Genomic DNA, 14,392 nt, shown 5'->3' with positions numbered 1-14,392 from the left:
TAGCCTCTTAGAAAACCAGCCCGACGCGGGCGTAAATGCTGACGCGATCCGGCTGCAGATGGCCGGGATAGCTGAGCGGAATGCCCAGGGTGTACTGGGTATAGAAAAAACGGTTGCGGGTGCTGATACCCGCCGCGCTGCCCCACAGCGTGCCGGTGAACTCGCGGTTCTGCGCATCGCTCTTCAGCCAGCCGCCGTCGATTGCCGCCAGCGCGCTGACTTCGCCAATGACCGGCAGCGTGAACAGGTTGTAGTTCAGTTCGTTACGCAGATACCCCCCGGTGTCGCCGGAGAGATACTGCTCCTTAAAGCCGCGCACCGAACTTTCACCGCCGAGCGTCAGGCGCTCGCTGGCGTATAGCCGGTCAGGCGACCACTGACTGTAAACGCTGCTCAGCCACCACAGGCGGTTCGTTAGCGGACGCTGAAAGCTGCCGCTGAGGCTCCACTTGCGAAATTGCGCTTTCGGCAGGTCGCCGGTTTTGCCCGCATCACTTTCAGCGTCAAACCACGACATGCCGCGACTGAACGACGGGTTAAGCGTGGCCACGCCGCCAAAGATTTTCTGCGTATGATCCAGACCCGCCTGCAGGCTGGTGATTTTCCGGCTGCTGCCGGTGAGCAGCGTGTTATTGAGGAAGTTGTGGCTGCTGTAGTGGTTCAGTCCAAACCGGACGCCGGTTTTGATCTCGCCGTTGCGGAAAAGTACCCAGGAGCCGTTCAGGCGGTGTGCGACGTTGTCACCGTTGCTCAGCCAGGTGAAATCATTGTTGATGAAGCTGCTGTGATATCTGCTCCAGCTGTAGCTATAGTCAAGCAGGCCATAGCCGTACGGTACGCTGAAGCCTGTCTGCAGACTCTGCGCATCGCGCCACTGGCTGAAGGCGCTGCTGCGCGCGCCGCTGATAAACCAGCGATCGGCGAGACCCAGCAGGTTATTGCCGGTAAGCGAGGCGTTTATCTGACCGGTACCGGTGCTTTTCTGTCCGCTGTTGTCAAAACCCAGCGAGGTACTGAGCGGAAATTCCGGCTTAGCCGTGAGGTTCACCACCGAATAACCTGCTTCAGGAGAGGGCTGAATTTCGATCTGCACCGGCATTGCGCGCACGCGGTTGATCTGCTCCATGCCCTGCTCAATATCGCGCAGATTGAGTATCTTTCCTTTCAGGCCGGGAAAAGCCATTAACAGCGCACGTGGGTGCTCACCGTCCAGGCGTATATCGTCGAGCTTCCCTTCCAGCACCGGAATAACCAGCTCACCGGAAGATAAATCCTGCTCAGTTAAAAACGCTCTGCTGGTAATATAACCGCGCTGCATATACCAGTCAGAAATTGAGTGGACCAGAGAATTAATATTGGTTAAGTTCAGGCAGCGATGGATATAGGGGGCGGTGATATTCTGCTGCTGGCTCTGCGATAATAAAGACGCGTTACGGATAACGATATGATGAACAGGGAAGCACGGACCGGATGTGCCTGACTCCCCGGCTGGGGCGGCCAGAGGCGACACCGCGTTCCACAGCGCATCGCGCTGATGCTGATCCTGCTGTAAACGTTGCTGCTGCTGATTCTGAATATAATCACGGTCGCCCGGATTCAACGGTGCCGCTGCTGCTGAAGCAGTTAATAAGCTGACGCTCAGCGCCAGTACCATCCCTGTATGTGCCATTATAAAGACTTAAGTTAAAGTGATTGTCTGTTTCCTGTCAGTTTGCCTGCACAGAATATCACCTTAACAATCAGAAAGTTCCTGATGGCGCTATAAAACGAGAATGCAATCGTAATATTACTTAAAGCATCGTTCCGGTCTGGCCTAACTCAAATATAAAGAGAGATATTTGCGAGTGCGGATGCAATCGGGAGTGTTTTCCAGATATATCGTCTTTTTCTCATTAGCGTTTGCACTGTGATTAAACGTAAACCCGCTCTGATTGGTTAATAAAACCGTATCAGGAGCCCGCTTAAAGAGAGCAGATATAGCTTATTTCGCCCGGTGCAGGGTGGAATGCGTAATTACCATTGCAAATCTAATGCTATCGCATTCTCTCACTGGCAGGATGATACACATCGCTGCGTTCGCGCTTTCCGACTGCGATGATCAGCTGATCGTCGATCACCTGATAAACCAGCCGGAACCCCGACGTTTGCAGTTTGATTTTATCCCGCGCAGTCTGGCAGATGCGCTATGGGGGTTATCGCAACACTTCTTCAGCTTTTTCGCAAACTGTTGCCTCTGCTCCGATCACAAGCGCCGCTATGCGTGACGCAGCCGGAGTGTGGCCGGCAGCACTCTGCGGTTACTGGCAGGCTCATCGCCAGCAATCAGCGCGCTCAGCAACGCAAAGCACTCCTGCGCCAGTCGCGGTACATCCTGTTCGACGGTATCAATCGCTACCGACAGTGAATCATAGAGATAGTGGTCATCAAAACTGGCGATGCGGATGTTGCTGTTGAGCAGATGATGCTGGCTCATGTAACGCAGCACCCCTTCCATCAAGCCGCAGGCGGCGGTGAAGATCGCCTGTGGCGGACGACCGAGTCGGGCGCAGAGCGCGGCAAACATCTCATAACCGCTGCTGGGGTGATAGTTACCATGAATAATCCACTCCGGTCGGGGCGTGACGCCCGCCAGCTCCAGCCCCTGCAGAAAGCCGGCAAGGCGATCGCGCGTCGGAGAGAGGCGCGCCTGACCGCCAAGGAAATAGATCTCTTCCGGATTAGCGCGCGCCAGTTGCGCCACTAATTCGGCAGTAGGCGTAACCGCATCCGTGATCACCAGCGGCAGCTGCGTATCATTCATATAGCGGTCAAACAGTACGACCGGCAGCTGTTCGCTGAGTTTTACATAGTCGCTGTCGCCGGACATGCTGGAGGCGACAATCAGCCCGTCCACCTGGCGGGCGACCAGGTTATCCACGACAACCCGCTCCTGGCCGGCATTTTCATCCGTACAGGAGATCAGCAGCTGTAGTCCCGCTTCGCGGCAAAGGTTTTCCAGTGCGTCTGAGAATACGGCAAAACCGTGATTGGTGATCTCCGGCACCACCAGACCCAGCGTATGGCTGCGATTATCGCGCAGCAGACGCGCATGAATACTGGCCTGATAATGATGCTCACGGGCCAGGGAGAGCACGCGCTCGCGCGTCTCTTTGGCGACGCGCAGCTCTTTACCCCGGCCGTTCAGCACCAGGCTGGCGGTCGCTTTCGAGACGCCAGCCAGCGCGGCGATATCGGTAATGGTTACGCGTTTGGTTTTTCTCACGTCATGGCATCAGTCAGGGAAACAATAACTTATTGTACCACGCAGCGTCGCAGCGGCCAGTAGCGCGCGGTAACTTCTGTGTCCCCGATCAGCCTGAGTTGCGCCTCCGCTGCCGGAAAATAGCGGCTGCTCATCACGCCCTCGCCTTCGTTGATAAAAATCTCTACGCTGGAGTGGTCGCATAAAATCTGCAGCCGCGTCACTGCTCCCTGCCAGTAGCGATAGTGCCACTCCCCGTTCGACAGGCTGCGACGCGCAAGACGCAGTCCGCTGCTATGCCACTCCAGCAGCAGCGTGTTGGCAAAATCAAGCGTGATACCGCCCGTACCGGTCAGCTCCAGCTCAAGCCGTCGCGCGGCAATAAAGGGGGCATCTGCAGCCAGACCCTGAAAAGCGTGCTCCTCACCGCGCAGCGCCTGCAGCTCAGCTACCGGCCGCTGGTAGAGTTTGCCGTCACGCGTTCCCAGCTCGCGGATGCAGGTCATCTGGTGGATCCAGCCGCGGGCGATAGTAGGCTGATATCTCTCTTCACCGTCCGGCACCCCCATCCATGCTACCAGCAGGCGACGGCCATCGGCGGTCAGTGTGGTCTGCGGTGCGTAGAACTCAAAGCCGGCATCCAGCTCATGAAAGTCGCCGTGCGTAAAGCGGGCGGTGTCATAGTCCAGATCGCCTGCCAGCCATGCACTGGGATGCGCATTGAGAAAACGCTGTTCTTCAGGCGTGATCCCCTGCGGACAGCAGATAAGAAACGTACTGTCGCCCAGCGTGAAGAGATCGGGGCACTCCCACATATATCCTGCCGCACCCAGCCCGTTAAGGCCGCTGCCGGCAATCTCCCCGAGCCTGTGCCACGTGTGCATATCGTCAGAGCGCAGCAGCAGAACTTTGCCCTGCAGCGCATTGTCCTGTGCCCCCAGCACCATGTACCAGCTCTCACCATGCCGCCACACTTTTGGATCGCGGACGTGTCCGGTATACCCTTCAGGCAGCGCAATAACGGGTCCCAGCTTATCGAAACCTCCTGCTTCATTCTGTACCGCCAGGCACTGCCACGCGGTACGGCTGCCATCGTCAAACTTCACATTACCGGTGTAAACCAGCGTGAGCGCACCGTGATTGTCCACGGCGCTGCCGGAGTAGCAGCCGCTGCGGTCATACTCTTCATCCGGCATCAGCGCGATCGGCTCATGCTGCCACTGCAGCAGGTCCGCTGAACTCCAGTGTCCCCAGCATTTATGCTGATGCTGGCAGCTCAGCGGGTTCCATTGGTAGAAGAGGTGATAGCGTCCGTTAATGTGGATAAAGCCGTTAGGGTCGTTCAGCAAACCCGTTACAGGCGCAAGATGCCAGCCGGGATAGTGCGCATCGTTTAGCGCGCGCGGCTGACCGCGCATGACCGCCTGCAGGATAGCGGGGAACAGGTTTAATGAGGCCATTATTCTGCGTCCGTTTTGTATTTAAGCAGGTAAGAGATAACAAAGGCTGCGCTGAAAGCGATCACCATACCAATGGCGTAATTGAGCAGCGAGCTGGCCTGCACAATCGCCATGCCCGGAATACCGGTCAGGCCTACAGCCGTCATATAAACATGCACCGAGACAACCCATGCACCTCCCAGCGCACCGCCAATCAGCCCCGCTACGAAAGGTTTCATAAAGCGCAGGTTGATACCAAAAATGGCTGCTTCGGTAATCCCCAGCAGCGCCGAGAAGCCGGAGGGAAGCGCGATAGCTTTAATCTTAATATCTTTTGATTTTAACCATACCGCCAGGCACGCCCCGCCCTGTGCGACGTTAGCCATCGCCCAGATCGGCAGCAGGAAATTCACGCCGATAGACGGGTTGCCCAGCAGCCCCGCTTCAATAGCGTGAAAGCTGTGGTGTACGCCGGTGATCACAATGACAGAGTAGAGACCGCCAAACAGTAATCCCGCCAGCCAGCCGGCGTGGGCGATCAGCGTGCTCAGGACAAAGGAGATCCCGTCACCCAGCGCGCGCCCGGCCGGACCGATAATCAGCAGCGCTACAAAACCGGAGATAATCACCGTCAGGAATGGCGTCAGGATCAGATCCAGCGCGTCGGGGATCACCCGGCGTAGCTGTTTCTCCAGTACGCTCATGAACCATACCGCCAGCAGTACCGGGAACACCGTGCCCTGATAGCCAATCATCGCGACTTCGATACCAAAGAAGTTCATGGTATGGAAACCAGCCGCCACGCCCCAGGCGTTGGTCAGCGCCGGATGCGTCAGGATCCCGCCCAGCGTCGCCCCGAGAAACGGATTGCCGCCAAACTCACGTGCGGCAGTGAATCCGATCAGGATTGGCAGAATGATGAATGCCGCTGAGCTGCACATATCCAGCATGATATAGAGTGCATTTTCCGGATTAACCCAGCCGTAGGTTTTCACCATGCCGAGCAGCCCCATCAGCAGACCTGAGGCGACAATGGCCGGAATAATCGGAACAAAAATATTCGACAGCAGACGCGCAATACGCTGAAAAGGATTGAGTTTACGTGCAGCGATATCTGCTGCTTCTGACTTACTGGTTTCGCTGATGCCGGCTTCGCGGATAAAGGCAGCATACACCTTATTCACCACGCCGGTGCCAAAAATGACCTGCAGCTGTCCGGCATTGCGGAAGCACCCTTTTACGCCATCGAGTTTACCGATCGCGGCGGTATCTGCTTTGGCATCATCCACCAGTACCAGACGCAGACGGGTAGCGCAGTGCGCCGCGCTGGCAATATTTTCCCGGCCTCCCAGCAGCGGCAGCAGCGCGCGGGAGATCTGTACAACATCCATAGTAACCTCTGTTTTTCGTTGTTATGCCTGCCAGAATGTGGCCCCCGCAGGGGCCGGAGAATCAGAACCAGGTTTCCATCTGCACGCCAAAGTTCCACTCGCCGCCAGCTTTAAAGCCGCTGCTGCCAAAGGCGTCATCGCCCGCATAGTTATCCAGACGGTGATCCCAGTCCATCCAGCTGGCAAACAGACGGATTTCAGGGCGCTTGAGGAAGTCGCCGACGTCGCTGGCTTTCAGCGTCGGCGCTACGGTGAGCTTGTAAAAATTGCCACTCACGGCATTGCGGCTGTTGTAGCCTTCAGGCCGCAGATCCATGTACTGATATGAGCCTTCATACTGCATCTCAAAGTTCTGCGTGAATTCCTGAATCAGGCGCAGGTTCGCGGTCGCCCATTCATAGCTGTCGCCTTTGACGTAGCGATCTTTGCTGCTCTGTGCCAGCAGTGCTGGCGCAATATGCCAGCCGCCGCCCAGCGGCGTAATGCCGTAGCTTGCGAGGCGCCAGGTATCGGCTTCCGGCAGCAGCGCACCGTCAGATCCCAGCGTTTTCACTTCCGCGCCCAGACCGTGGCCGTAGAGCAGGGCCGTTTTAGCCGAGCCTTCGCGCAGGCCGTAGAAAGTATCGTTATGGATGCCCGCTAATACGTGCACGCCGGTGTTAGCCGCGTCGCTTTTCACGCGATTTCCTTCGATATCGGTGCGCTGGTCATTATCTTTAGCGCGCATGCCGCTGAGCATCAGCTGCAGCGGTCCGGTGAAGTTATTCAGTGAAAGAATGTAGTTCTGCGCGGTGTTTTCATTATTTTCGATATCACCAAAGGTACGTCCGTAAAGTGACAGGTTACTGCGTGTGGTTTCGCCCCACTTCATGTCGTAGATCCCGGCACCGGTACCCGCAAGAAACACGACGTCGGAGTCGATCCAGTGAATATCAAAGTTATCGCGATCGAAGCGTTTACCCGCCCAGACGGTAGAGTCTTTGAAAGCGCCGGAGAAAGTGGGCAGCTGCCCCAGCTCAACAAATGCCTGACGCAGGTTGAGATCGCTGCTGGCCGCTGTCCAGTCATTGTAAGTACGCTGCCCGTCCGCCAGCATCGCTTTAAAGCGGGTGGTGGCCCCGTTTGCCAGCGTCTGTTTGTGCTCCAGATTCAGTTCAACATAGGTGTCAGGCTCGTTGCCCAGCCGGCCCACATGTCCTCCGGTCTCGCCAGCCGGCGTAACGGTCGGACCACCCTGCGTTTTGGCCGCTGAACTGTTCATCAGCAGGCCGGAGCGGGCATAACCATGAAACTCAAATCCGCTATCCTCGCTGCCTGTCGTCGCGGGTGCGGCTTTTGCCGTACGCTGTTCAACCCGGGCAATCGCCGTCTGATTTTTCTGCTGGGCGGTGGCCAGCATTTGTGCCTGTTTTTCTGCTGCTTTTGCGCGGGTTTCTGCAAGGTCAGCACGCTGTTCTGCCGCCGCGAGACGTTTTTCCATTGCTGCAAGACGCGCTTCAATACTGCTCATATCGGTGGCGGACCACGCTGTTCCTGAACTTAATAAGGCGCTGAGGGTAAGGGCGAGGATGCTTTTTTTCATGGTATGGCGTCCCTGAGAGGTAGCTATTATCAGATATTTTTTTTTGCTAAACCGTTTTAGTAGCTGAATCCTGATGAACTTTGTTACTGTGCGCAACTGATTTTGCTAAACCGTTTTAAGTGATGTGAAGTACATCGCAAAATAGCGCAGGAAAACGTAAAGGGACGTCTCAGGTGGGTAATACATGGGGGAGAGAGAAGCAGGAGAAAGAGGGAAAAAAGAGCAGAGCCAGGCTCTGCTCCATGCGGTTACTCTTTAGCAATCGGCGCCTGATCTACGGTGACTTTTTCATCGCCCTGAATCTGCCCGATACGCTGTTCCGTTTTGCTGACGGCGTCAGCATCTTTCAGCAGCGTGTAAGTCAGCTCAAACGTGGTGCTCTGGCCCGGCTGTAGCTGCTTAACCCTGCCCTGCTCTTTTTCAATGGTGACCGGATAGGCATAGCTGGTACCGGGTTCAATACCGGTAACGTAGCCCTGTTTAAGCGTGTCGGTGTTTTTCCACATGGTCAGCACCGGCAGCTGGCGGGTATCAAACTCGATTGATGCCCCTTTATCGCCTTTGCTGTTAACCACCGCCGCCAGCGTTTTTCCGTTGCTGTCCGCTTTCGGCACCAGGTTAAATACCATCTCATCAAAATCTCTGGCGGGCGCATCATAGACGTTCCAGCTATTCAGCCCTTTCTGCGCGTAGTCGTTAAAAGGCGAGACAGATTTCAGCGGTGCGATAAAGCGGGCATCTTTCTCCAGAATCGGCGTGCCGAAATTGCTGTGATAGATGATCTGATAATCCTGCGGATAATCGCCGTGGTTGGTTAACACATCATGCAGTGTGAAGGCATCTGTACCCGGCACGTAACGGAGCTCTGTCCAGGTGGCGAGGTTCGATTTTTTGAACGTATGCTCTTTCAGCAGGCCGCGAATGTGGATTTCATGCGGGGCTTTATCATCCACGGTGACTTCAACCTGCGAAGCGGGTGTGTTGCCCGCTTTACCGTGCAGCGTATAGATGCGGCCATCTTTAGTGACCGGATGCCCGGTCCACTCATAGCCGCAGCGCACCATCATTTCATTAAAGCCATCAAGCCAGCCGAGACCGTTGCGGCTCTCCAGATTGATATAGGCCGGGTTGACCACTTCATCTACCGGCGAATCCCAGCCCAGACGCACGCCGTGTCCCCTGACGTACAGTAAATCCATCCCGCGCGTCGGGCTGAGCGCGATGGTCAGGCCCTCCGGACTGGTAATCGTAATGACTTTCGAACCTTCCTGTTTGCCGCCATGCAGCACTTTTTGTTCGATGCTGAACGGCTGGCCGCCCAGCTTCAGCGTTTTGCTGTCGATGTGCCAGTTTCCCTTCTCTGTACTTGCTTCAGCATCTGTCAGCACCCATGTCTGTGCTGCTGCCTGAACGCTGATCCCCGCCATGACCACACCGGCCAATAATGCTAATTTCATAATGATGCATCCTTTGCTGAATTGATTTAGCTAATGTCAGCTAAGCGTACAAACATGAGGAAAATGAAACCGTGAGGTGCTTCACTTCGGTCGGTTATACCGTCAGTAATCTCTGTAAATTTGGGTTAGATCACATTTTGAGAGGTTAAGACGGCGTTTTTAGACGCACAGAGAGAGAAATCAAGCTGAAATGGTGGTGTTTGATTTAATCGTTTCAGCTTTAAAGGGGTAGGATAAATAAACGCGTGCTGCCTGATGCTCAGTTGCGAAAACAGCCGGGTTGCGGAATGGTGTCGTTTAAGAGGGTTTGAAGTCTGATGGAACGAAATAGTTTTAGCAACAACTCCGTCAGCATCCTGTCAGGCCGGTTATCACATCCGGTAAGCAGCGTTACAACCACCACGACAACCACGTTTTTACTGAGGAATTTTAACTTCTTTCTCAGCAACGAAATTAAAGCGGGCCAGGGCATGCTCCCCGCCCGGCAGTTTCCGGGTCTCTGTCAGATAATCTTCCACCAGGGCATGTTCAGATCGATGAATACATGATCACTTCATTAAAAGTAATTTTGTATAGTCAGGTGCAATACCGCGAATCTTTTCGGTCGAACCATCAGGGTATAACACGGTCATCCCTGGACTATCATTACGGCTTTTAGGGCTTTCAAGCCTGACAACTTTTTTAGAATATAATGTTGGTTCAACGCGTATTTTTTTTGTGCCACTAATCCTGTAGTACCTGTTCCATTTCCCATATTTTATATTCCCGGCAAACAGCTGAGCATATGTCTCATGGAGCATATTATTGGTAATAATCATCGGGAAAAACTCAGTTTTAAATATCAGGTCACCGCTGACAAACTTTGGTTTACCATGACCAAATGCGTTGCTGTACCCCTCATCATCAAAGTCGAATACATAGTTAGCGGGAGTCGTATCCTTCCCTTTTGCCAGGGCTGAGGTTTTGGCTAACCGAATCCCGACCCTGACACCACTGAGCGCCCAGCCACACTTTGTTCCCCCGTCAAGCGCGATGCGAATCTGGCGGAAACCATTCCCGTCGGCTGGACTGAGCTCCATCTGCATGGGATTCAGCCCCCTTTCCTTGCTCACATGTGACTCAGTGGACTGATCATAAACTTTCCGCCTGCAGGTCTCTGAGCGGTAGAGAACATCCAGCGGCAGCACTTCCGTGTCAGGTGGCAGCTTCACCACCACCGTTAACCATTCCGTACCCGCCGGAGGATTAAGGGTATAGTCGGGGCGGCTGGCGCACCCGCTCAGAGACAGCACTACCATCGCTGCCAGCAGCGCATTGCACTTTTTATCTGGACGGTTCAACTTCTTCCTCCGCAACGAAATTAAAGCGGGTCAGGGCATGCTCTCCGCCCGGCAGCTTCCGGGTCTCTGTCAGCGAAATGCCCAGCATATCCTGCAGGGCGAGGAACATCCGGTTTCGCTTCAGCTCCTGCGAGGGAGAATGTTCGCCGTATTTTTCCATTTGCTCCCGGAAATTCTGACGGTTCGTTTTTCGGCTCAGCTTCCGTTCCGGGCCTGCCAGCTCGAGCAGCTGGTTATTCAGGAAAGGCAGATACTTACTCGTCATCGAGTGCTGAAACGGGCTGGTCATATGATCGAAGTCCGGATTGGTATTCCGCGGGAACACTTTCCGGATATCTTCAGCCGGGAACTCACGCACAAATGCCTCCTGCGCTTCTTTAGCCTCCACATTCTCTGTCTCAGACAACGACGGGACGAGGAAAAGTTTAACTTTGTGCATGTCACTGGAGCTGAGGCGGCGGCAGGAGTAGTTGTTGATCGCTTTGCATTCCAGCCAGGTTCGGGTCTGTGTGGTGCGGAAAAAAACCACCGGCTTGCCGTGATGCCAGTAGTGCTCTCCGATGTAGGCTCCCGCCATCTGCGCCGGCAGCCCGGCCGTCAGCGTCCAGAAAAAGCCCAGTGTGGTGCCGAGAGGGCCAAACTTACCGTACAGCCAGTTATCCAGATTGGCATCAAACGGCACGCTGGGAATGGTGTCGCTGTCGTTGACGTGCCGGTAGTGAATGATTTGGTACAGGTGCCCCACCGCGTCAGCGGTAAAGGTTCTGGGCATTCCATACGTGTAAAGTATCGGCAGAAATGCCTTCATCTCCGCCGCATAGGTCAGCCCCAGCGCCCCGCCCAGACTGTGTCCGGCGATAAACAGCTTTTTTGTTTCATTAGCTTCTGCGAGATCATTTTTTATTTGAGTAAATTGATCCTCAAACCGCTCCTTCGCCAGCTGATATGCTTCCAGAAACCCGCCGTGAATACGACCGGCTTTGGCCAGCTCTTTCGGGCACGGCTGCGGCGAATACCAGCCGTCGGAAACCCAGTCTGGCACCTCCTGCGTTCCCCGCCATGCCACAATCACATGGTTCACATTTTCCACGTAAAAAAGCTGAGTGCTGTCAAGCCATAGCCGGGCAGGAGCTTTGTCATTCAGGCGGGAGGAGTCCAGAAATTCTGCAGTGATATATCGCTCACGGAACGGTACATCCATAACCAGTGTGTAAAAATATGATGGAAATTCTTCATATCTCGGTGTCATGGACAGATCCAGACACTTTTCCAGGAAAAAGTGTTTAATCACCGTATTCCCGCCTTTCGCATAGGCCATGTCAGCCATCAGGCCGAGATTATAACCGTTCGCCAGGTCATACTCTTTCGTGTCATGCAGCACCAGCGACCACGCCCGGAACGGACAGACTTCGAAGACGTGCCGCCTGTCCAGCGCCTCCCGCGCTATTTCCGTGCCTTTCAATGCCTTTCCCGGCGGAAAATGAAACGCTGGCGGCTCAGGCTCAGTCCATCCTTCAATTTCCGGCAGCCGGTCACAGAGCTGGCCGATAGTTACGTAGTGATGCGCATATCCCGCCGCGTCGGCTTTTTCCTTCACGTCCGAACGCCATTCCGGGTCGCGGGTTTCCGGCCGGAAGATATTATTACTCACCGGCTGGCTGTTCGGGTTGCGGCGCAGGCCCAGCGGACGCTGCTCCATGACGTCGGCCAGCTGCTGCCCGTCCGTTTTCACGTCAGTCGCTATCCAGTACAGGTCGTCAAAGCGTACCACGCCCTGTTCGTTGGTGACCCCTGCCGGAGGATGGGGCGGCGGCGTCGGATTATAGTCGTAGCCAGATTTACGCCACATCTCCACATCCTTTGCTGATGCTAGCGGATGGTACTCCAGCCTAACGTTCAGCCCGGTAACCGGGCTATTGTTCTCATCCACGAACTGAAGCTCAAGCCAGTGCTTCCGCTGTTCGCCGCGACACTGAACGGTTTTGTATGTGCCTCTGAGACTTGTGACCAGAGTATTGTCACCGATGATTTCCACGCCAATTCCTTTTGAGCAGTAAGGTTAACCAGCGCGCATCATACCCTGGATAGTTTCCCTGCTAAATTATTAAGCTGAGAAACGGACCTGAAAATCGCGGATTCAGGGCGGGTATGCTTACCCATGAACTGTTAGCTATGAAAATATGAAGGCGGGTATTTATGGATCTAATGGACAGGATCTGCGACGGGTGTAAACTCACCTAAATCACCTTTTAGCGGCTTCACTGACTGGCGCGGATCTACCGAAGCAGCAATGCGTATGTTCATAAAATCCACTATTCGTCGCACATTTTGCTTATCCATTTTACGCAACACTTTCAGTGCACGGTCAGAGTAATTAATCGTCCAGACCAAGTGACTTCCTCACGTCTTCGGACGAATGCATGGATTCCTCTCCACGCCTGATGCGCTCAACTGTTTCCGCTGCTAAGTAATAATCCTCAAGATCTTCAAGATGCGTAAGGATAGCTTCGCGTGCATAGAACGTCTTTGTTCTACCGGTTTTTTTCGCCAGCGAGTCCAGACGGGACTCAATGTCATCAGATAAACGGATAGCAAGCATAACGGCCCCTGAATTTAAGTGCTGTACATGGATAGCAAAAATCATAACCCTGTCAGGATGAAAAAAAACCAATCACTGGTTGAAACAACAGCATTAAACATGACATGTCCCTGCTATGTTTTTCCTCGCTGTAATCTTACATCCTGCTTACCGGCCGGCCTGCTGCTCCCGGCACGGTGCTAATGGCCTTCAGGCCCCCTTAATCAGGCAAGCTGCTGCTGCAGCTGATCAAGATAAGGCAGCGCGGTCATTGCGCCTTTCGCCGTGGTTGCCAGCCCGCCGCAGATCTGCGCGCGCTCCAGACACTCTCTGAGCTGCACGTCATCCTGCGGCAAACCCTGACCGGCTAAATGCCACAGCAGCCCGGCAACAAAAGCGTCTCCGGCGCCGGTCGTATCCACACTGACAACCGGGCGCGTCGGATAGTGCTGCAGCGTGCCACGGGACCATGCCTGCACGCCCTGGCGGCCCTGGGTAACCAGAATAAGCCTGATAGCATATTGCTCAGCCAGCTGCTGCATACCTGCCGCGATATCGCTGGTGTTACAGATAAAGGTCAGCTCTTCTTCTGAAAGCTTTACTACGTCAGCAAGAGCCAGCGCGCGGGCAAGCGCGTCGCGCAGCTCCGCTTCATCTGCCCATAAATCGTGCCGGATGTTGGGGTCAAAACTCACAAAGCCGCCCGCTTCATGAAGTTGCTGCATCGCCGTCAGCGTGGTGTTTCGTGAGGGATCTCTGAGCAGTGCAATCGAACAGCAGTGCAGCCATTCGCCCGCCCGGAAAGCTGGCAGCTCGTGCGTTTCGATAAACAGATCTGCTGAAGGACGCACCATAAAAGTAAAGTTGCGCTCACCGTCTGCGTCCAGCGCCACCACGACAACCGAGGTGCGCTGCGTGTTATCTGGCTGCATAAACTCGGTGTTTACCTGCTCGGCATTAAGCGTATCAATCAGGAACGTGCCAAAGGGATCGCCGCCTACTTTACCAATAAAGCCGCTGTTGCCCTGAAGCCTGGCGATACCCACCGCCACATTGGCGGGCGCACCGCCGGGACACTGAATCAATCTGTTATCACACTCCGGCAGCAGATCCACAACTGCATCGCCCAGACACCATACCCGTTTGACCATTTCACTTCTCCTGATCGCAAGCTAAATCGGTTTAGCAATAACATATTATTATGCACAAACGGAGGGGGTTAGAAAGGTTCAGGCCACTATTTTGCGAAAGTGTGCGGGTGATACCAGATTTTATGGGTGCAGAAGTTGATGGGCAGAGTGTTCAGAGGGTGGCTGAAGGCTAGCCGACAGGTACAACCCGGCAGCCAGCCGGGTTGTAAAACT

General features: G+C 54.7%; 10 protein-coding genes and 1 pseudogene. All 11 read right to left on the bottom strand.

Going from position 1 to position 14,392, the window contains the following annotated elements; all coding sequences use genetic code 11:
• Positions 1-7: 7 nt before the first annotated feature.
• Positions 8-1,669: a ShlB/FhaC/HecB family hemolysin secretion/activation protein gene (locus tag F3J39_RS16340; RefSeq protein WP_211049722.1), complete on the bottom strand. Its 1,662-nt coding sequence runs from the start codon at positions 1,667-1,669 to the stop codon at positions 8-10.
• Between the two features lie 364 nt (positions 1,670-2,033).
• Positions 2,034-2,233, bottom strand: a pseudogene (locus tag F3J39_RS16335) (type II toxin-antitoxin system RelE/ParE family toxin); the annotation flags it as partial.
• Between the two features lie 21 nt (positions 2,234-2,254).
• The gene (locus tag F3J39_RS16330) at positions 2,255-3,262 is read right to left on the bottom strand and encodes a substrate-binding domain-containing protein (protein ID WP_065648032.1); all 1,008 of its coding nucleotides are present in this window, start codon (positions 3,260-3,262) and stop codon (positions 2,255-2,257) included.
• Between the two features lie 29 nt (positions 3,263-3,291).
• Positions 3,292-4,701 (bottom strand): sucrose-6-phosphate hydrolase, encoded by a 1,410-nt coding sequence (locus F3J39_RS16325; protein ID WP_166714431.1) that lies wholly within the window; start codon positions 4,699-4,701, stop codon positions 3,292-3,294.
• Complete coding sequence (locus F3J39_RS16320) at positions 4,701-6,071, bottom strand: sucrose-specific PTS transporter subunit IIBC (RefSeq protein WP_065648030.1); 1,371 nt, start codon at positions 6,069-6,071, stop codon at positions 4,701-4,703. Before F3J39_RS16320 ends, F3J39_RS16325 begins: the two co-directional genes overlap by 1 nt.
• Before the next feature lie 61 nt (positions 6,072-6,132).
• On the bottom strand, positions 6,133-7,653 hold the full coding sequence (locus F3J39_RS16315) for a carbohydrate porin (protein WP_108570192.1): 1,521 nt from the start codon (positions 7,651-7,653) through the stop codon (positions 6,133-6,135).
• A 248-nt stretch (positions 7,654-7,901) separates the two neighbouring features.
• Positions 7,902-9,110 carry an aldose 1-epimerase family protein gene (locus F3J39_RS16310; RefSeq protein ID WP_166714430.1) on the bottom strand — a complete coding sequence of 403 codons (1,209 nt, stop codon included), beginning with the start codon at positions 9,108-9,110 and terminating at the stop codon, positions 7,902-7,904.
• A 548-nt stretch (positions 9,111-9,658) separates the two neighbouring features.
• A complete protein-coding gene (locus F3J39_RS18890; protein WP_247648276.1) occupies positions 9,659-10,450 on the bottom strand; it encodes a hypothetical protein in 792 nt (263 codons plus the stop codon).
• A complete protein-coding gene (locus F3J39_RS16300; RefSeq protein ID WP_166714429.1) occupies positions 10,434-12,485 on the bottom strand; it encodes a lipase family protein in 2,052 nt (683 codons plus the stop codon). The genes F3J39_RS18890 and F3J39_RS16300 overlap by 17 nt, the downstream gene beginning before the upstream one ends.
• A gap of 339 nt (positions 12,486-12,824) precedes the next feature.
• On the bottom strand, positions 12,825-13,049 hold the full coding sequence (locus F3J39_RS16295) for a DUF6290 family protein (protein ID WP_065648026.1): 225 nt from the start codon (positions 13,047-13,049) through the stop codon (positions 12,825-12,827).
• A gap of 203 nt (positions 13,050-13,252) precedes the next feature.
• Entirely contained in the window at positions 13,253-14,179 is a 927-nt protein-coding gene (locus F3J39_RS16290) for an aminoimidazole riboside kinase (protein WP_104085946.1), read from the bottom strand.
• Positions 14,180-14,392 lie beyond the last annotated feature (213 nt).

This window comes from Pantoea sp. Acro-807, from assembly GCF_011752675.1.
In the GTDB taxonomy this organism is placed as follows: Bacteria; Pseudomonadota; Gammaproteobacteria; order Enterobacterales; family Enterobacteriaceae; genus Pantoea; species Pantoea eucrina.
Note: the sequence above shows the minus strand (reverse complement) of the source record. Positions and strands in the feature narration are given on the sequence as shown.